The sequence below is a fragment of the Dyella sp. C11 genome (assembly GCF_003121485.1).
GTDB lineage: Bacteria > Pseudomonadota > Gammaproteobacteria > Xanthomonadales > Rhodanobacteraceae > Dyella.
Genome location: NZ_QAVX01000002.1, coordinates 276,405 through 294,702 on the forward strand (window position 1 = coordinate 276,405; position 18,298 = coordinate 294,702).

Below are 18,298 nucleotides of genomic sequence, written 5' to 3' on the forward strand. Positions count from 1 at the left end.
GGTTCAGTTGCTCCTCAGGCCTTGGCCGCAGCCACGGCTTTCTGCGCCGCATCGTTGAGATCGTCGGCCGGCGTGATCGCCAGGCCGGAGTTGGCGAGCAGTTCGCGGCCCAGCTCCACGTTGGTGCCCTGCAGGCGAACCACGACGGGGATCTTCAGACCCACTTCCTTCACGGCCGCGATGATGCCTTCGGCGATCAGGTCGCAACGCACGATGCCGCCGAAGATGTTGACCAGGATGGCCTTCACCTTGTCGGAGGAGAGGATGAGCTTGAACGCCTCGGTGACGCGTTCCTTGGTGGCGCCGCCGCCGACGTCAAGGAAGTTGGCCGGCTCGCCGCCTGCCAGCTGGATCACGTCCATGGTGGCCATGGCCAGGCCTGCGCCGTTGACCATGCAGCCGATGGAGCCGTCCATCGTCACGTAGTTCAGGTTGTGCTGCACGGCAGCCGCTTCGGCCTGGTCTTCCTGGGTCAGGTCGCGCATGGCGGCCAGGTCCGGGTGACGGAACTCGGCGTTGTCGTCGGAGTTGACCTTGCCGTCGAGGGCGGCGAGGTTGCCGTCTTCGAGGATGGCGAGCGGGTTCAGCTCGACCAGGGACAGGTCCTTCTCGTTGAACAGCTTGTACAGGCCCAGCATGATCTTGGTCAGCTGGCCGACCTGCTTCGCGTTGAGGTCCATGGCGAAGCCGAGCTGGCGGCACTGGTACGGCTGCAGGCCTTCCACGAAGTCCACCACGATGGTGTGGATGTCTTCGGGCGTGTCCTTGGCGACCTGCTCGATGTCCACGCCGCCGTGCTTGGAGGCGATGAACGAGATCGACTTGGAATCGCGGTCCGTCAGGATCGACAGATACAGTTCCTTGGCGATGTTGGTGGCGTCGGTGACCAGCACCAGGTTCACCGGCAGCGCGCGGCCGGCGGACTGGTAGGTTTCCATGTTGGTGCCCAGCATGCCCTTGGCTGCTGCACGGACGTCGTCCAGGCTCTTGCAGAACTTGACGCCGCCGGCCTTACCGCGGCCACCTGCGTGGATCTGAGCCTTGACCATCCACTGCCCGCCACCAAGGTGCTTGGCGGCGTCGACAGCGGCATCGGGAGAGTTGGCGACCTTGCCCGGGGGCACGGCAATGCCGTACTTCGCGAACAATTCTTTGGCCTGGTACTCGTGGAAATTCATGGATACCTCGAGAGTACGGGGAACGTGGCGGCCGTGATGGACTGTGGGTGGTCCATACGGTCAGGGGAACGACGGCGGTACAAGCGCTGCCGGATGCAGTGCGCCGCCGCCTGCCTGTCGACAAGACGAAAACCGCGCAATACGGCCCGGTATTTTCGCAGCCCCGGCCCCCGATGGAAAGGGGCGGCCCTACGACATGTCCCATTCCCGGCCTCTGGCGGCCGGTGCTCACACCTTCCCGAGGCCCGTCTATACTGCTCGGAACCACCCTCAGACAGCCCGGGAGAGCCCGCCAGGTGTCCAGCACCGTGCAGCCCGCCTACCCCAATGCGCGCGCCACTCCCGAGGCCGCGCGCCATGAACTCCTGTTCCTCAACTGTTTCCGGCTGGCCCAGGCCCTGGTCTACGTCGGCCTGGCCCTGAGCCCCAACACGCTGGGCTGGCCCAAGCTGGCCGATGTGGGGCTGGCCCGCGGCGTGGCGGTGCTGTTCCTGCTGTTTGCGCTGGGCATGCTGTCGCTGACGCGCCGCTCCACCCCGTGGATGCGCTGGACGGTGTCGGGCGCCCTGACGGTGGACATCATCGCCGCCGTGCTGGCGATCATTACCATGCACGACGCCCGCATCGGCATTGCCATGATGCTGGCGGTGAACCTGGCGGCCGGCGCTCTGATCCTGCCGCTGCGCCTGTCCTGCTTCTTTGCGGCACTGGCCACGCTGGGCGTCATCGGACACTCGGTGGTCGAGGCGCAGCACGGCCAGGTGGGCATGGACCGCGAACTGCTCGAATCGAGCCTGTTCGGCCTGGCCTACTTCGCCATCACCATGCTCTGTTACGTACTGAGCCGGCAGATTCGCGCGAGCGAAGCGCTGGCCGAACAGCGCGGCGTGGACCTGGCCAACCTGGCGCAGGTCAACGAGCTGATCATCCGCCGCATGAAGACGGGCGTGATGCTGGTGGACGACGCCAACCGCATCCACCAGATGAACGAATCGGCCTGGATGCTGCTGGGCAACCCCACCGCCGACCAGCGCGACCTGGGTCGCGTGGCGCCGGAGCTGTCGCGCCGCCTTTATCACTGGATCACCTCGGGCAAGCTCGACGAATCGGCCACCCAGCTGGCCGACGGCGTGCCCGAAGTGGTGCCGCGCTTCACCCGATTGGCGCCGAACGACGACTCGCACGTGCTGATCTTCCTGGACGACACCTCGCTGGTGTCGCGCCGCGCCGAAGAGCTGACGCTCAGTTCGCTCGGGCGCCTGTCGGCCTCGATCGCGCACGAAATCCGCAACCCGTTGGCGGCCATCCGCTATTCGGCGCAGCTGCTGGCCGAGTCGGAAGACCTGCCACCCACCGACCAGCGCATGGTGGAGATCATCAACAACCACTGCGTGCGGTTGAACGAGATCATCGAGAACATCCTGCAGCTCTCCCGCCGCGAGCGCTCACGGCCGGAAACGCTGGACCTGGGCACCTGGGCCAACCTGTTCGTGGACGAATATCGCCAGGGCAACGACCTGGGCGAAGACTCGCTGCGCGTGATCCAGGCCAGCACGCCGGTGGCCGCGGTGGCCGACCCGCAGCAATTGCAGCAGGTGGTGTGGAACCTGGTGCAGAACGCCCTGCGTTATGGCCGCATGCCCGGCGAACCGGCGCGCGTGATGGTGGTGGCGCGTCATGGCGAGCATGGCGTGCCCATTCTCGAAGTGATCGACCGCGGCCCGGGCATTGCGCCCAAGGTCGCGGCGCAGATTTTCGAGCCGTTCTACACCACGCACGAGTACGGCACGGGCCTGGGCCTGTACCTGGCGCGCCAGATGAGCGAGGCGAACCAGGCATCGCTTGAGTATGTGCGCGTGGCGGGCGGCGGCAGCTGTTTCCGCCTGGTACTGACGCCGGCAACGCGCGTGGGCAAGGCGGCCGGGGATACGGCGGCGGCAGGTTAAGCGGGCAAGCCCGGCAGAGCCGCTCGCACTTCTCTCCGCTCGTTGCGGTGACGAATCACGGGCTGTCCATAAGACGATCGCGAAATGCTTCGATCGTCACTTTTCCCATACGTAGGCGCATATTCGAGTTTCAGACTTTGCCCCTTGGGAAGGCGCCGGTTATCCTAGTCGCGTCCATAGCCCACTGTGACGACATGAGCCAACAGACCGTCCTGGTCATCGACGACGAACGCGACATTCGCGAGCTTCTCACCATCACCCTCGGCCGCATGGATTTGCTGGTCGATGCGGTAGGTACCGTGACCGAAGCCCGGCGAGCCCTCGCCGAACGGCATTACGACTTGTGCTTCACCGACATGCGGTTGCCCGACGGCACCGGTCATGAGGTGGTGGAGCTCATTTCCGCCGAACACCCGGATACGCCGGTCGCCATGATCACCGCCTACGGCAACGTGGACGCGGCGGTCAGCGCGCTGAAGGCCGGTGCCTTCGACTTCGTGTCCAAGCCGGTGGACATCCAGATGCTGCGCCGCCTGGTGCGCACCGCGTTGCGCCTCGCCGAGGAAAAGCGCAGTGGCCAGGCCGCCGCCAAGCCGGACGGCAACGAACGCCTGATCGGCGACTCGGCGGCCATGCAACAGGTGCGTTCCACCATCGGCAAGCTCGCGCGCAACCAGGCGCCGGTGTACATCGCCGGTGAATCGGGCGTGGGCAAGGAACTGGTCGCCCGCCTGATCCACGAACAAGGCCCGCGCGCCACCGGACCGTTCGTGCCGGTGAACTGCGGCGCCATTCCGTCCGAGTTGATGGAGAGCGAATTCTTCGGCCATCGCAAGGGCAGCTTCACCGGTGCGGTGGGCGACAAGGAAGGTCTGTTCCAGGCCGCGCATGGCGGCACGCTGTTCCTCGACGAAGTGGCCGAGCTGCCACTGCACATGCAGGTGAAACTGCTGCGCGCGATCCAGGAAAAGGCAGTGCGCCCCATCGGCGCCCGCGAAGAAGTGCCGGTCGACGTGCGCATTCTTTCCGCCACCCACAAGAACCTTGCCGCGCTGGTCGAACAGGGCCAGTTCCGCCAGGACTTGTTCTACCGCATCAACGTGATCGAGCTGCGCGTACCGCCCCTGCGCGAACGCCGCGGCGACGTCCCCTTGCTCGCCAACTTCGTGCTCCGCCAGCTCGCCGCCAAGAGCGGCGGCGCCACCGGTCACCTGCTGCCGGCCGCGCAGCAGGCCCTGGAGGGCTACGACTTCCCGGGCAACGTGCGCGAACTGGAGAACATCCTCGAACGCGCCATGGCGATGTGCGACGGCGACCAGATCGACGTGAGCGACCTGATGCTGCCGCAGCGCACGCCGCGTTCGCCTGGCGAAGCTGCTCCCGTTGCCGCTGTACCTCATGGCATGCCCGTCGCGGAACCGGCACCGGTTGCCGCATCGCCGACGGCAAGTGGTGGCCTGGACGACTACATCAGCAACCTCGAACGCACCGCCATCATCAAGGCGCTTGAAGAGTCGCGTTACAACAAGACCGCGGCGGCCAAGAAGCTGGGCATCACGTTCCGCGCGCTGCGCTACAAGTTGAAGAAGCTGGGCATCGACTGAGATTCACTGGTCGATGCGCAACGAAAGGCCGGACTTAGTCCGGCCTTTTTGTTTCGGGGTCAAAGCCACCGTCGCCTATCAACTCCCTCTCCCCTCCGGGGAGAGGGCCGGGGTGAGGGGCGGGTGCTCGAGAAAGGACCGCCAAGCCGAGCTTCGGCTTTCGGCTTTGGGCTTTGGGCTTTGGGCTCTTCGCTCCCGGGCCCCGTATGACAGCGGCGTGCGGGTGAAGGATCAGCCCGCCAGGGTGGCCGGCAGGACGCCGGCCAGTTTGTCGTCAGGGCAGGATGCCCTGTCGACAAACCCCGCAACCCGCACGCGAACCTGGAGGGCTGAAAGCCCGGAAGGCGCGTCATCCGGGGTGCCCTTTCTTTTGGTTACTTTTCTTTGGGCAAGCAAAGAAAAGTGACCCGGCGATCGGCAGATCGTCGGAAGCCCGCGGCAGGCGAGCCAGCTCGTGAAAAGGCCGCAAAAGAGCCGAAGAGCAAAGTCACTGGATTCCCGCCTTCGCGGGAATGACGGTGAGGGGTATAGACGTCATCGCAAGGATGGCGGTGGGGGATAGGGCTTCGCTACCAGCGGGGGCAGCAAACCGTTCCCGCGAGCACCCGCCCCTCACCCCAACCCTCTCCCCGAAAGGGAGAGGGGGCAAAAAGCCGTGCCTCCATGCGCTTCAGGCACCGCTAAACGGCGCCAGAAAACCCTACAACGGCCCCTCCGGCCCCGAGGCACCTGCCTCCAACGCCTCTCTCACCGTCCTCAACAACTTCATCGTCGAGATCGGCTTGTCGACCAGGAACAGATGCTCCATCACCGGCAACTCGTCTATGTCCGGCGGCGCATCCGGCCGCGCCAGCAAAATCACCGCGCGTCGATAGCCGTGATCGAACAACGCCGCCAGCGTGCGCACACCCGTGAACAGGTTCATGTCCGCATCGAGCACCACCAGATCCGGCACGCCCTGCGCTTCCAGCCATTGCAGGGCCGCCGTGCCGCTCTGGCTTGCATGGGCCTGGTAGCCCCACGAATCGAGCGTATCGACCAGCAGCGACAGCTGGCCGGCTTCTTCCACCACCACCAGGACACGTTCGGCTTCACCCTGCAGGTTGGCGGTTTCCTGCTCCACCATCACCTCGGCAACCTGCTGCATCAGCGGGATGTGCATGTGGAAACGCGTGCCTTCGCCAGGCCTGCTATCCACGCGCATCACGCCGCCGTGCGCGGTGATGATGCGTTTGCACGACACCAGGCCAAGACCGGTGCCGCTTTCCTTGGTGGTGTAGAACGGTTCGAACAGATGCTGGAGGGCGGCGTCATCCATGCCTGTGCCGGTATCGCACACGGTCAGGCACACATAGTTGCCTTCGCGCACTTCTTCGCCAGGCTGGAAAAAGCTTTCGGGCAACGAGGCGAGCGACGCGCTGATGCTCAGCTTGCCGCCTTCGGGCATGGCCTGGATGGCGTTGAGACTCAGGTTGAGCAGGCACTGCTGCAATTCGGTGTGATTGCCGTCGAAGCTCAGGTCGTGATCGTAGGCGTCCAGTTCCAGCGTCACGTTGCGCGGCACACTGCCTTGCAGCAGCAGGCCAAGCGCATCGAGCAACGCGCCCACGCGCACCTGCTCCGCACGGCGCGCACCACGTGCGAACGACAGCATGGACTGCACCATGTCCAGGCCGCGCTTGCCGCAATCGCGCACAAGGCGACCCAGGCGAGCGAGTCGCGGGTCTTCCTGGTAATCCTGCAGGCTGTCGCCCGCCAGCAGCAGTGGTTGCAGCAGATTGCGCAAATCGTGACTCAGGCCGCCGGCCAGCATGGCAAGGCTTTCGAAACGTTGTGCGCGGATGAGCTCGGTTTCCGCACGACGTCGCGCACGCTGCGCCTCGGCCTCGCGCATGGCGCGGCGTACGGCGGACGCGAGTCGCGCAGGGTTCTGCTTGAGGATGTAATCGGTGGCGCCATTGCGCAGCGCTTCGATGGCCGCCTCTTCGCCGAGCGTCGCCGAGACGAAGATGAAAGGCAGGTCCTGGTCGCGTTCACGCAGGATGTCCAGCGCACGCTGGCCCGAAAAGCCCGGCATGCTCAGGTCCGAGAGCACGATGTCCGGCTGGAACTGTTCGAGCGCGGAAAGATATTCGCGCTCGGCGTCCACCAGGTGCACGTCGTACTCGATGTGGTCGGCATCCAGTTCGGACAACACAAGCTCGGCATCGAGCTGGCTGTCCTCGATCTGCAGTACCCGGATTCGGGGCAATGCCCACTGCTGCCTGTCCACTTTCACCCGCCCTGTCGTGGAGCTTCCCGCGTCTTCGTGTCTTTCAGGTCTGGTCCGGTGCCTGGTTGAGCACTGCCCAGAACTGACCCAAGGTTCGAACTGCTTCAAAAAACTGATCGACGTCCACCGGCTTGATCACGTACGCATTCGCGCCGATGTCCCAGCTGCGCGCCAGATCACTCTCTTCGCGCGACGACGACAGGATGACCACCGGTACGCGCCGGAAACGGTCGTCCTCACGCATCTTCGTCAGCACCTCAAGACCGTTCATGCGCGGCATCTTGATGTCCAGCAACACCACGGCAGGATCGGTCGGCTCGCGACCGGCCCATTCGCCACGGCAATAAAGATAGTCGAGGCAATCCACGCCGTCTTCGACGTGCACCACGGGATTGGCCAGATGGGCACCGGCAAGCGCATCCAGGGCCATTTCGGCATCGGCGAGGCTGTCCTCGACGAGCAGGATGGTACGGAGATCTCGAGTGTTCATTGGCGCCTCTGCGCAAAGCTTTCGGCGAGGTCCGACGATGGCAGGGTGAAGTGGAAGCGCGCACCCTGCCCCGGCTGTGCATCCGCCCACACGCGCCCGCCATGCCGCGTCACGATGCGGCGCACGTTGGCCAGGCCGATGCCGTTGCCCGGAAATTCGGAGGCGCGGTGCAACCGCTGGAACACGCCGAACAGCTTGCCCGCGTACTGCATGTCGAAACCGGCACCGTTGTCGCTGGTGACGAATTCATAGCTGCCATCGCGATGGCGTTGCACATCCACGTCGATGCGCGCGACTTCGCACTTGCCGGTGTACTTCACCGCGTTGCCCAGCAGGTTCTGCCACACGGTGCGCAGCATGTTCTCGTCGCCGATGACGATGGGCAACGGCGCAATGGACCACACGATATGGCGACCGTGCGCATCGGTTTCGGCCAGCGCGCGTGCTTCGTCCGCGAGTGACTGCATGTCGACCGGTTGCAGGCGAAGTGCACCACGACCCAGGCGCGAGAACACCAGCAGGTCTTCGATCAACAACGCCCTGCGCTTGGCGGCGTCGTTGATCACTTCGATGTAGTGGCGCGACCGTTCATCCGCGCCTTCACCCAGATGCTGGTGCAGCTTGCCGGCAAAGCCACTGATGTGGCGCAGCGGCGCACGCAAGTCATGCGACACCGAATAGCTGAAGGCTTCCAGCTCGCGATTGACGTCGGACACCTGCTCGATCTTGCCTTCGAGCTGGCGATTGAGTTCCTTCACCTGCTGCTCCACGAGCGCACGCGCCGTGACGTCGCTCAGGGTCAACAGCAGCACTGGATCGCCACCGCCGTCCTGTTCGAGGCGGCGTGCGTTGATCACCACGTGGCGATCCACGCCATCGACCGTGCGCTGGATCAGTTCGTAATCCCAAAGTTCGCGATCGAGCAGCAGCACGTCGTTGAGTCGCTGCAACAGCGCGCTGTCGGTCCAGGCGCCATCGCCAATCTCCGTAAGCGGCAGCGACAGGCGGAAATCGGGTGGCAAGCCGTAGAGTTCGCCAAAAGCGGCATTCACCAGCAGCGTGCCAAGGCTTGCATCGAGCAGCGCAATCGGTTCGCGCACCGCCTGCACGATGAGCTGCGAGCGTTGCACGGCCTGGCCTTCGCGCACTTCGGCCTTCAGTCGCCGACTGATCTGCCGCTCGGACACGATCACCACGATGGTCAGCAGCAGCACCTGCGCAATGGCGGTGATGGTCAGCGCCAGTTCGCTGTTGAATGACTCGCGGCTTGCCGCATCGCGACGACTCAGCAGCGTGTTGTTCTCGTTGCGCACGACGCCGTCGATCAGGTCGTCCATCTTGAACAGCGTGCCGGAGTCGCGCATGGCGTCGCTGGCGCCGGACTCATCGCCGTGGTCATGGCGCATGATCGCCTGCCCGCTCAGGGCGAGGCGTCCGCTCACGGTGGAACTCAGCGAACCGATCAGCGCCTGCTGGTCGGGGCTGTCGCGCGTCATCTCGCGCAGCTGCTGCAGCAACCCGGGGGTTTCATGGGTGGCACGCTCGGCGCGCAGGCGTACCTGCGGATCCTTGTCGCCATGAATGAGGCGATAGATCGCCGCCTCGCTGTCACGTGTGACATAGGCGATGCGATACGTAAGCGATTTCACCTCGCTGGAGTGCGTCACCCGCTCGTTGGCGCGAATGGCTTCACTGGCGCCACTGCGGGTCACCACGTACGGCAACGCCACGATCACCAGTACGGCAGCCAATAGGCCACCGAGCCGCCAGCGCAGGGCGACGCGGTCCTTCATGGCGGGCCGTAGTGTCGACGCCAGTTTCCAGGATGAGCGCAACATGTCAGGCATGGTTGCAGAATCACCCCGGCGAACGCCACCTCTTAACGTGGCGTTTTGCCTTCAGTTTTGCCGGAAGCAGCTGCGACCTTGGTCGAAGGGACACTCATGGAGCTCGGACGCTCACCCGCCGCCTGTCCCCATGCCCGGTTCGGCTCGGCCTGCATGGTGAAGTGCAGTTCGCCGCCCGCCACGATTTCCCCATGCTTGAGGTACACGCGGTCCAGCGGCTTGCCGTTGAGCGTCACGCTGCCGACGTACGGATGCGCATCGTCCAGCGGCTCGGCCGTGACGGTGAACGTCTTGGCGCCAGCCAGATGCAAGGTAGCGCGCGACACAAAGGGACGACCGATGGCGTATTCGTCGCTGGCCGGCGTCACCGGATAGAAACCCAGCGCGGTGAAGATGTACCAGGCCGACATCTGGCCAAGGTCGTCATTGCCAGCCAGGCCATCGGGACGCGTGGCGTACTGGCTGTCCATGATCTGCTTGAGGCGCTTCTGCGTCTGCCACGGCGCGCCGGCATAGTCGTAGAGGTAGGCCAGGTGATGGCTGGGCTCGTTGCCGTGTGCGTACCAGCCGATCAGGCCGGTGATGTCTTCGACGTTGGCGAAGTGCGACTTGTCGACCTTGGCATCGAACACGCTGTCGAGCTTGGTGACAAAGGCCTGGTCGCCGCCCATGGCCTTGATCAGCGCTGCCACATCCTGCGGCACGTACCAGGAGTACTGCCACGCATTGCCTTCGGTGTAGTCGCTGCCGTAGCCGGCGGTATCCGGGTTGAATGGTTCGCGGAAGCTGCCGTCGGTCTTCCGCGCCCGCATGAAGCCCGTCTTGGGGTCGTAGGCGTTGCGCCAGTTGCCGGCGCGCTTGTCGAACGTGGCGGCAATGTCCTTGCGGCCCATGGCCTTGGCCATCTGCGCCAGCGACCAGTCGTCGTAGGCGTATTCCAGCGTCTTGGAGGCGGCTTCCGGTTCCTTGTCGATCGGCACGTAGCCGAGCTTCATGTAATCACCAAGGCCGCCGTACGGCGCGTAGGTGGCGCTCGCCACCATCTTCTTGAGTGCCTCGTCCGCATCGAAACCGCGTACACCCTTGATGTACGCGTCGGCGATCACCGGCACGGCGTGGTAGCCGATCATGCACCACGTCTCCATACCCTGGTACGCCCACACCGGCAGGATGCCGAACGGGCTGGCTTCAGCGGAAGCGATCAACGAACGCACGAAATCCGTGCTGCGCTCGGGCATCAGCAACGCCATCAGCGGCTGCTGCGCGCGGTAGACGTCCCATAGCGACCAGGTGGAGTGGAATTCGAATTTGCCGTTCTTGTCGACGGCCTCGTGCACGGCGCCGTCCGGACCGCGGAACTGGCCGTTCACGTCCATGCTGAGCGTGGGCGACAGCAGTGCGTGGTACAGCGAGGTGTAGAAGCCGACGCGCTGGTCCTTGGTGCCCTCGACATCGATGGACGCCAGGGCCTTGTCCCAGCTTGCGCGGGCTTCGGCACGACGCGCATCGAAGTCCCAGCCCTGCCCTTCGGCATCGAGGTTGGCGACCGCGTTGGCTTCGCTCACCGAAGAAATCGCCACCTTCACTTCCAGCGGCTGCTTGAGCGTGCCGAAGTCGAACACGCCTTCCAGCGCGCGACCGCTCTGCCCGTCATGATCTTCCGGCTGGTTGCCCGGACCCTTGAAGCCCTTATAGGTGATGTCGGTTTCGCGGTTGTAGAGCGTGCGCGCCGTCATCGGCTGGGAGAAGCGCATGGCGAAACACAGTTCGCGACCGGGCGCCCAGCCGCGCGTGGTGCGGCAGCCGGTGACGGTGCCGTCGTCGTGCACGCGCCCGCTCGCCCACAGCACCTTGCCCTGGTAGTCGTAGATGCTCGGACGCAGGTCCAGCAGCAGGTGGGCCGGCTTGCCTGCGGGGAAGGTGTAGCGGTGCCAGCCGATGCGGCGACCGGCGGTCAGCTCGGCACGCACGTTGTAATCGGCCAGTGTCACGGCGTAGTAGCCCGCCTGCTCCACTTCGGTGTCATGGCTGAAGCGCGAGCGATAGCCGCTGCCCGGCTTGGCCACGTCGCCCGGTTCCAGGCGCACGTCGCCGGCAATGGGCATCACCAGCACGTCGCCCATGTCCGAATGGCCGGAGCCGGAGAAGTGGGTGTGCGAGAAGCCCAGCAGGCTGCTGTCGCCGTACTGGTAGCCGGCGGCGTACTTGTAGGCGTGCTTGAAGTCCGGCATCGCCGTGTCGGGCGACAGCTGGATCATGCCGAAGGGCACCGTGGCGCCGGGGAAGGTATGGCCATCGCCGCCCGTGCCGATGCGGGGGTCGACGTCGGCCGAATGCCCCTCGCTGGCGGCCGCCAGGACGGGTGCAGACAGGCCCATCGACACCGCGGCTGCCAGCAAAGTGGGCAGCCACGCACGGAACGGCAAATTGCGCATAGAATTCCCCAAAGTAGTGGATTTGAATCGTTCTAATTTCGCCTGACGCTAACATCCCTGCAGGCATCGTTGCATGCTGCGTCGCGCCATCGAAAGTGTTTCCGTTCGCTGGCGGGAGCAGGTTACCTTTAGATCGTTCCAATCAACCCAGGCCTGCGATGGAAAGCCAGACCCCGGTCGGTAGAAAGATCACACTCAACGACATCGCAGCGGGCTGCGGTGTGTCCCGTGCCACGGTTTCGCTCGTGCTGCGCGGCAGCCCCCTGGTCAACAAGGCCACCCGGGCGCGCGTGGAAGAGGAACTGCGTCGCCAGGGTTACGTGTACAACCGCGCCGCCGCCAACCTGCGCCGGCGTACGTCGTCCAGCGTGGCGCTGGTGATCAACGAACTGGCCAACCCGTTCTTCGCCGAATTCGCCGCCGGGGTGGACGAAACCCTGGGCGCGGCCGGCTTCGTCACCCTGCTGGGCAGCACCGGCGACTCGGCCGAGCGCGAGCATGCGGTGCTGGGCTCGCTGATCGAGCATGGCCCGGGCGGCATCATTCTTTCCCCCGCCGAGGACAGCGAGGCCCGCAAGGTGCTCGCCGCCGTCGGCACGCACACGCCGGTGGTGCTGTTCAACCGCGAGCTCGGCGGCCAGTTGCCGGAATACGCGCACTGGGACCGCCTGATGCTGGACAACGCCCGCGGCGCTCGTGCGGCCACGGAACACATGATTGCCCAGGGCCATCGCCATATCGCCTTCTTCGGCGGCCATGACCATGCCAGCTCCACGCGCGAACGCCACGATGGCTACATGCAGGCCATGAAGGCGGCCGGTTTGCCGGTGGAAACCCACTGGCGCGTGCAGAGCACACCTACACGTACCGACGCTGCGCGCGCTGTCGGCGAGCTGTTTGCCGGGCCGGGTGCCGCGCCCACCGCAGCAGTTTGCTACAACGACGCGGTGGCGCTGGGCCTGATGCTCGGCCTGCACCAGCACGGCCGCCAGGCCGGACGCGATTTTGCGGTTACCGGCTTCGACGACATCGCCGAAGCCTCCATGAGCATGCCCTCGCTGACCACGCTGTCCACGGCGCCCCGCGCGCGGGGACGGCAGGCCGCGGAAATGCTTCTTGCCCGCCTGCGCGATCCGCAGGCTCCCTCGGGCACCACCGTCGCGCCGGTGGAACTCGTCGTGCGCGAAAGCAGCAACCCTCTTTCCTGACCCACGGATTTCGCATGGCCTTCGCAGCTCCACCCGTCCAGTCGGCGACCTCGTCGCCGGCCTCCGGCAAGACGCGCTACACCGATTACCCGATGGCGATGGCGGTCACCACCACGATCTTCTTCATGTGGGGTTTCCTGACCGTCCTCAACGACATCCTGATTCCGCATCTGAAGACGGTGTTCGAACTGAATTACGCGCGCGCCATGCTCGTGCAGTTCACCTTCTTCGGCGCGTACTTCCTGATGTCGTTGCCAGCCGGCCGCCTGGTGGCAGCACTGGGCTACAAGAAAGGCATCGTGGCGGGCCTGGCCATTGCCGCCGTCGGTGCGTTCGGCTTCTGGCCCGCAGCGCAACTGCATTCCTATGCAGCGTTCCTTGCCGCGCTGTTCGTGCTCGCCACGGGCATCACCGTGTTGCAGGTAGCTGCGAATGCGTACGTGGCGCTGCTGGGTCCCGAGCGCACCAGCTCCAGTCGTCTTACGCTGGCGCAGGCCATGAATTCGCTGGGCACCACGCTGGGCCCCTGGTTCGGTGGCCTGCTGATTCTCGCCGCCGTTTCCACCGCCGTGCCCGACGGCGTGCGCAAGGCACCGGAAACCGTGCAGTTGGTGCAGACGATCAACGATGCACCGCCCGCCCAGGCCGTGGATGCCATCCGCCAGGCGAAGCCGGAACAGCTGGTCGCTGCACTCAACGACGCAGCCGCCAGCGCGCTGGACCGCCTGCCGAGCAACGACATTGGCGCCAGCATCGCGCACCTGCCGCAGGAACAGTTGCCGCAGGCCCTGGACAAACTCTCCGGCGCGCCGCTGCTTGCCACACTGTCGGCGCTTTCGCCGCAGCAACTGGCTGCGCTGCCGTCGGCCGCGCTCGCCACGGCGCTGGACAAGCTGGCTTCCTCGCGACTCGATGCCAGCGATGCCGCGCAATTGGCCAGCGTACGCGCCAACCTTCCGCAGGACACCGCGCAACAACTGGCCGGTTACCGCCAGAAGCAAGCCGAGCTGGTGCAGAAGCCGTATCTCGGCCTGGGCTGCGCGCTGCTGATTCTCGCCGTGGTGGTGTGGCTGTTCCGCCTGCCGCCGCTTACCGAATCCACCGAGCAGGCCGACACCTCGCATCACACGCTGATGGATGCGCTGCGCCACAGCCATGTCTTCTTCGGCGTGCTCGCGATCTTCTTCTACGTCGGCGCGGAAGTGTCGATCGGCAGCTTCCTGGTGAACTACCTGTCGCTGCCCGAGATCGGCCACATGAGCGAACAGCAGGCGGCCAAGTACGTGTCGCTGTATTGGGGCGGCGCCATGGTGGGCCGACTGGCCGGCTCCGCACTGCTGGTGTGGCTCAATCCGCGCAAGCTGCTTGCCGCCTTTGCCGGCGCGGCGGCGCTGCTGCTGCTCACCACCATGCTCACGCATGGCGACGTGGCGATGGTCAGCGTGATCGCCATCGGCCTGTTCAACTCCATCATGTTCCCGACCATTTTTGCGCTCGGCATCGAACGCATGGGTCCGATGACCGGCAAGGCATCGAGCCTGCTGATCATGGCCATTGTTGGCGGCGCGCTGCTGCCACTTGCACAAGGCCTGCTGGCTGACCACATGGGCATCCAGCACGCTTTCATCCTGCCGCTGCTTTGCTACGGCTACATCGTGTTTTACGGACTGCGCGGTTCGATCGTTCGCGATCCCGTGGCAGCCGCTACCCACTGACGGGCTTTACGTAGATGTCACGTACCATCCTCTGTTTCGGCGAAGCGCTGATCGATTTCCACAGTGAAGGCGGCGACGAAGCCGGTTTCCCGCGCAGCTTCGTTCCCTATGCCGGCGGTGCGCCGGCCAACGTGGCCGTGGCGGTTGCCCGCCTTGGCGGCGATGCGGCGTTCGCCGGCATGCTCGGCAAGGACATGTTCGGCGACTATCTGCTGCACAGCCTGCAGCGCATGGGCGTGAATACCGATGGCGTCGCGCGCACGGACGAAGCGAACACCGCGCTGGCGTTCGTGTCACTCGATGCCAGCGGCGAACGCAGCTTCAGCTTCTATCGCCCGCCCTCGGCCGACCTGCTGTTTCGCCCGCTGCACTTCCACGCCACGAGTTTCGATGGCGCGGCCGTGTTCCACGTGTGCTCCAACAGCATGACCGACGCCGCGCTGGCCGAAACCACGCGCGAAGGCATGCGTCGCGCGCACGCGGCAGGCGCCCTGGTGAGCTTCGACCTCAACCTGCGCCCGGCGCTCTGGCCACGCGACGTGGAACCCCGCCCGCTGATCTGGCCGGCCCTGCACCTGGCCGACGTGGTGAAGCTGAGCGCCGAGGAGTTCGCCTGGCTCGCCGTGGATGGCGAAGAAGCCACGCTGGAAAAATTGTGGGAAGGCCGCACGCGCCTGGTCATCATCACCGATGGCGACAAGCCGCTGCGCTGGTTCCATCCCGACGTGGAAGGCGAACTGCCGGTGTATGCCGTGCCCGCCGTCGACACCACGGCCGCGGGCGATGCCTTCGTCGGCGGCCTGCTGTATCAGCTCGCCACGCTGGAACACACCAACGACCGCATCGACCACCTCATCACCGAACTGCCTCGCCTGCATGCAGCCCTGCGCTTCGCATCGGCCTGTGGCGCGCTCACCGTGACGCGCCAGGGTTCGTTCTCGGCCATTCCCGACGAAGCCGAAGTGCTCAGCTTCATGGAGACCTACGCATGACCACCACGCCCGATTTCCGCAGCGAGGCGTTCCTGCGCGAACACATCGCCACCACGATGGCGTTCTACCACCCGCACTGCATCGATCCGGACGGCGGCTTTTTCCATTACTACAAGGACGACGGCACGATCTACGACCGCAGCCATCGTCACCTGGTAAGCAGCACGCGCTTCGTCTTCAACTACGCCATGGCGTACAACGAATTCGGCAACGCCGAGTATCTCGACGCCGTGCATCACGGACTGCGCTACCTGCGCGATGTGCACCGCAACCCGGCGACGGGCGGCTACGCGTGGACCATCCGCGACGGCAAGCCCGAAGACACCATGTACCACGCGTACGGCGTGGCCTTCGTCCTGCTCGCCTACGCCACCGCCAAGAAAGCCGGTGTGCATGAAGCCGAAGCATGGATGGACGAAACCTGGGAACTGCTCGAAAAGCATTACTGGGATGCCGACGCGGGCCTCTATCGCGACGAAGCCAACGACCAGTGGCAGTTCACCGATTACCGCGGCCAGAACGCCAACATGCACATGTGCGAGGCGATGCTCGCCGCCTACCAGGCCAGCGATGAGCCGCGCTATCTCGAACGCGCGCTGCAGCTCGCCGACCACATGACGCGCCGCCAGGCCGCGAAGGCCGACGGCCTGGTGTGGGAACACTACGACGTGAACTGGAATGTCGATTGGAAGTACAACCTCGACAATCCCAAGCACCTGTTCCGTCCCTGGGGTTTCCAACCCGGCCATCAGACCGAATGGGCCAAGCTGCTGCTGATCATGGAGCCGCTGCTGCTCGAACGCGGCCGCGAGGAAAACTGGCTGGTGCCGACCGCCAAGCACCTGTTCGATACGGCGCTCGCCCGTTCGTGGGACAACGAATTCGGCGGCATGGCCTACGGCTTTGCCCCGGATGGCACCGTGTGCGACGACGACAAGTACTTCTGGGTGCAGGCCGAGTCGCTCGCTGCCGCAGCACTGTTGCACGCCCGCACGGGCCTGCCCGAATACGACACGTGGTACGAGAAGCTGTGGGCTTACTCGTGGGAACACTTCGTGGATCACAAGTACGGCGCGTGGTTCCGCATCCTCACGCGTGACAACCGCAAGTACGACGATGAGAAGAGCCCCGCCGGCAAGACGGATTACCACACGATGGGCGCGTGCTACGAAGTGATCGCGCTGGTGCGCGACGGCGGCGTGCCGTAACACTGGTTGGTTCCCTCTCCCGGCGGGGAGAGGGTTGAGGCATCGGCATCTTTAGCGTGGCATTGCGATCTTTTGGCTCGTGACGGGTGAGTGGTCGCGAGAATGGCATTCTGCGGGCCTGTGTCTTTGCGCGTTTCTCGCTCCCGCGTGTCGAAAGCCTTCACCACTCCCTCACCGTCACTCCCGCGAAGGCGGGAGTCCAGTGACTTTGCTTTTTTTTTTGCGGTTTTGGTTGTTCGCAACTTCGAGCGCTGCCGCGATCTGGCCGCTCACGCCGCGGAGGCGTTTCGATCGTCTGCCGACGACGCGAAGCTAGTCCCGTGGGACGCTCGAGTCACTTTTCTTTTGCTGGCCCAAAAGATCCCACGGGGACTAGCGTTGCGTCGAAAGTAACCCAAAGAAAATGGCCTTTAGAGCCAAGGCTCGTAGCATTGCGACGGGATAAGCCCGAACGGTTGAGGTGCGTTGGCACTTGGCAACCTTCGCCGAGACACAGCGGGTACTTCATTCCGCTTCGCAACGCGCCGATGCCAAGAGGGCTTAAAGCAGGTGGTCGCTACGCTTCCCGACCACTGCGATGGATCAAAGCGAACGCTACGCTTCCCGACCGCTGTGGTGTGACAAAGCCCTCGCCCTGCTTTCCGACCACAGGGGCGATTCAAGAGACGCGCTTCGCTTTCCGACCGTCGTGGGCAATGAACTCGGATACGTGCGGCGGTACGCAACCACAGCTTTGGCTCCCTCTCCCCTCCGGGGAGAGGGTTGGGGTGAGGGGCCAATCTAGCCTCTCCCTTCCAATCGATCCTTCTTGAAGGCAGAAGCAAAGCGACCTGCCCACGACGCGATGTGCAGCAAAGCTGCACGAGCCGTCCGCTCCGCTCTTGATCCTGGGCCCCCTGTGCGGCGGTGAGGGGTGGACGAGCAGGCCCCGCAGGGGTGCCGGACATGGATGACAGGCACTTTTCGCCCGGGCAGGAGCCCGGTCGAAAAGCCCGGCCGCCCCTCACGGACTGTCTGGGCGTAGCCCAGACAGCGCCAAGCGGGGGTGCCCTTTCTTTTGGTTACTTTTCTTTGGGCAAGCAAAGAAAAGTGACCCGGCGATCGGCAGATCGTCGGAAGCCCGCGGCAGGCGAGCCAGGTCGCGGAAAGGCCGCAAAAGAACCCAAAGGCAAAGTCACTGGATTCCCGCCTTCGCGGGAATGACGGTGAGGGATAGGGACGTCATCGCGAGGATGACGGTGAGAAATAGCGACGTCGTCGCAAGGATGGCGGTGAGAAATAGCGACGTCGTCGCGAGGGCGGCGGTGAGTAGATAGACACGTTCCCGCGAGCACCCGCCCTTTATCCCCTTTTCGGGACTCACCCCAACCCTCTCCCTGGAGGGGAGAGGAAGCAGAAGCTGA

Annotated in this window: 12 protein-coding genes; 6 read left to right on the forward strand and 6 right to left on the reverse strand. The window is 64.8% G+C overall.

The window, feature by feature from the left end; translation table 11 throughout:
• Positions 1 to 14: 14 nt before the first annotated feature.
• The gene (sucC, locus tag DK366_RS03615; RefSeq protein WP_109124143.1) at positions 15 to 1,178 is read right to left on the reverse strand and encodes an ADP-forming succinate--CoA ligase subunit beta; all 1,164 of its coding nucleotides are present in this window, start codon (positions 1,176 to 1,178) and stop codon (positions 15 to 17) included.
• 296 nt (positions 1,179 to 1,474) lie between these two features.
• Here sucC and DK366_RS03620 point away from each other — a divergent pair, with 296 nt between their 5' ends.
• Both DK366_RS03620 and DK366_RS03625 read left to right on the forward strand, forming a co-directional pair.
• Positions 1,475 to 3,124: an ATP-binding protein gene (locus DK366_RS03620; protein ID WP_198651402.1), complete on the forward strand. Its 1,650-nt coding sequence runs from the start codon at positions 1,475 to 1,477 to the stop codon at positions 3,122 to 3,124.
• 194 nt (positions 3,125 to 3,318) lie between these two features.
• Positions 3,319 to 4,728: a sigma-54 dependent transcriptional regulator gene (locus DK366_RS03625; protein ID WP_109124144.1), complete on the forward strand. Its 1,410-nt coding sequence runs from the start codon at positions 3,319 to 3,321 to the stop codon at positions 4,726 to 4,728.
• Positions 4,729 to 5,428: 700 nt separating this feature from the next.
• On the opposite strand, the gene DK366_RS03630 is transcribed toward DK366_RS03625, so the two are convergent.
• From DK366_RS03630 to DK366_RS03645, 4 genes are all read right to left on the reverse strand, one after another.
• Positions 5,429 to 6,979: a response regulator gene (locus DK366_RS03630; RefSeq protein WP_109124281.1), complete on the reverse strand. Its 1,551-nt coding sequence runs from the start codon at positions 6,977 to 6,979 to the stop codon at positions 5,429 to 5,431.
• A gap of 64 nt (positions 6,980 to 7,043) precedes the next feature.
• On the reverse strand, positions 7,044 to 7,490 hold the full coding sequence (locus DK366_RS03635; protein WP_109124145.1) for a response regulator: 447 nt from the start codon (positions 7,488 to 7,490) through the stop codon (positions 7,044 to 7,046).
• Complete coding sequence (locus DK366_RS03640; protein ID WP_109124146.1) at positions 7,487 to 9,283, reverse strand: ATP-binding protein; 1,797 nt, start codon at positions 9,281 to 9,283, stop codon at positions 7,487 to 7,489. The genes DK366_RS03635 and DK366_RS03640 overlap by 4 nt, the downstream gene beginning before the upstream one ends.
• An 86-nt stretch (positions 9,284 to 9,369) precedes the next feature.
• Positions 9,370 to 11,715: a GH92 family glycosyl hydrolase gene (locus DK366_RS03645; protein WP_198651413.1), complete on the reverse strand. Its 2,346-nt coding sequence runs from the start codon at positions 11,713 to 11,715 to the stop codon at positions 9,370 to 9,372.
• A gap of 215 nt (positions 11,716 to 11,930) precedes the next feature.
• Here DK366_RS03645 and DK366_RS03650 point away from each other — a divergent pair, with 215 nt between their 5' ends.
• The 4 genes from DK366_RS03650 to DK366_RS03665 are packed head-to-tail and all read left to right on the forward strand — an operon-like array spanning position 11,931 to position 16,895.
• Entirely contained in the window at positions 11,931 to 12,980 is a 1,050-nt protein-coding gene (locus DK366_RS03650; protein WP_109124148.1) for a LacI family DNA-binding transcriptional regulator, read from the forward strand.
• Between the two features lie 14 nt (positions 12,981 to 12,994).
• The gene (locus DK366_RS03655) at positions 12,995 to 14,695 is read left to right on the forward strand and encodes a sugar MFS transporter (RefSeq protein ID WP_109124149.1); all 1,701 of its coding nucleotides are present in this window, start codon (positions 12,995 to 12,997) and stop codon (positions 14,693 to 14,695) included.
• A 14-nt stretch (positions 14,696 to 14,709) separates the two neighbouring features.
• On the forward strand, positions 14,710 to 15,687 hold the full coding sequence (locus tag DK366_RS03660) for a carbohydrate kinase (RefSeq protein ID WP_109124150.1): 978 nt from the start codon (positions 14,710 to 14,712) through the stop codon (positions 15,685 to 15,687).
• Positions 15,684 to 16,895, forward strand: coding sequence for an AGE family epimerase/isomerase (locus DK366_RS03665; RefSeq protein WP_109124151.1), 1,212 nt, complete (start codon positions 15,684 to 15,686; stop codon positions 16,893 to 16,895). The genes DK366_RS03660 and DK366_RS03665 overlap by 4 nt, the downstream gene beginning before the upstream one ends.
• 1,174 nt (positions 16,896 to 18,069) lie before the next feature.
• On the opposite strand, the gene DK366_RS03670 is transcribed toward DK366_RS03665, so the two are convergent.
• Entirely contained in the window at positions 18,070 to 18,258 is a 189-nt protein-coding gene (locus DK366_RS03670; RefSeq protein ID WP_109124152.1) for a hypothetical protein, read from the reverse strand.
• Between the last annotated feature and the right edge of the window lie 40 nt (positions 18,259 to 18,298).

Excerpts from the sequence above, each read along its gene's own strand:
- sucC (WP_109124143.1), bottom strand. The coding sequence starts at position 1,178 with ATGAATTTCCACGAGTACCAGGCCAAAGAATTGTTCGCGAAGTACGGC.
- DK366_RS03625 (WP_109124144.1), top strand. The coding sequence starts at position 3,319 with ATGAGCCAACAGACCGTCCTGGTCATCGACGACGAACGCGACATTCGC.
- DK366_RS03635 (WP_109124145.1), bottom strand. The coding sequence starts at position 7,490 with ATGAACACTCGAGATCTCCGTACCATCCTGCTCGTCGAGGACAGCCTC.
- DK366_RS03640 (WP_109124146.1), bottom strand. The coding sequence starts at position 9,283 with ATGAAGGACCGCGTCGCCCTGCGCTGGCGGCTCGGTGGCCTATTGGCT.
- DK366_RS03645 (WP_198651413.1), bottom strand. The coding sequence starts at position 11,715 with ATGGGCCTGTCTGCACCCGTCCTGGCGGCCGCCAGCGAGGGGCATTCG.
- DK366_RS03650 (WP_109124148.1), top strand. The coding sequence starts at position 11,931 with ATGGAAAGCCAGACCCCGGTCGGTAGAAAGATCACACTCAACGACATC.
- DK366_RS03655 (WP_109124149.1), top strand. The coding sequence starts at position 12,995 with ATGGCCTTCGCAGCTCCACCCGTCCAGTCGGCGACCTCGTCGCCGGCC.
- DK366_RS03660 (WP_109124150.1), top strand. The coding sequence starts at position 14,710 with ATGTCACGTACCATCCTCTGTTTCGGCGAAGCGCTGATCGATTTCCAC.
- DK366_RS03665 (WP_109124151.1), top strand. The coding sequence starts at position 15,684 with ATGACCACCACGCCCGATTTCCGCAGCGAGGCGTTCCTGCGCGAACAC.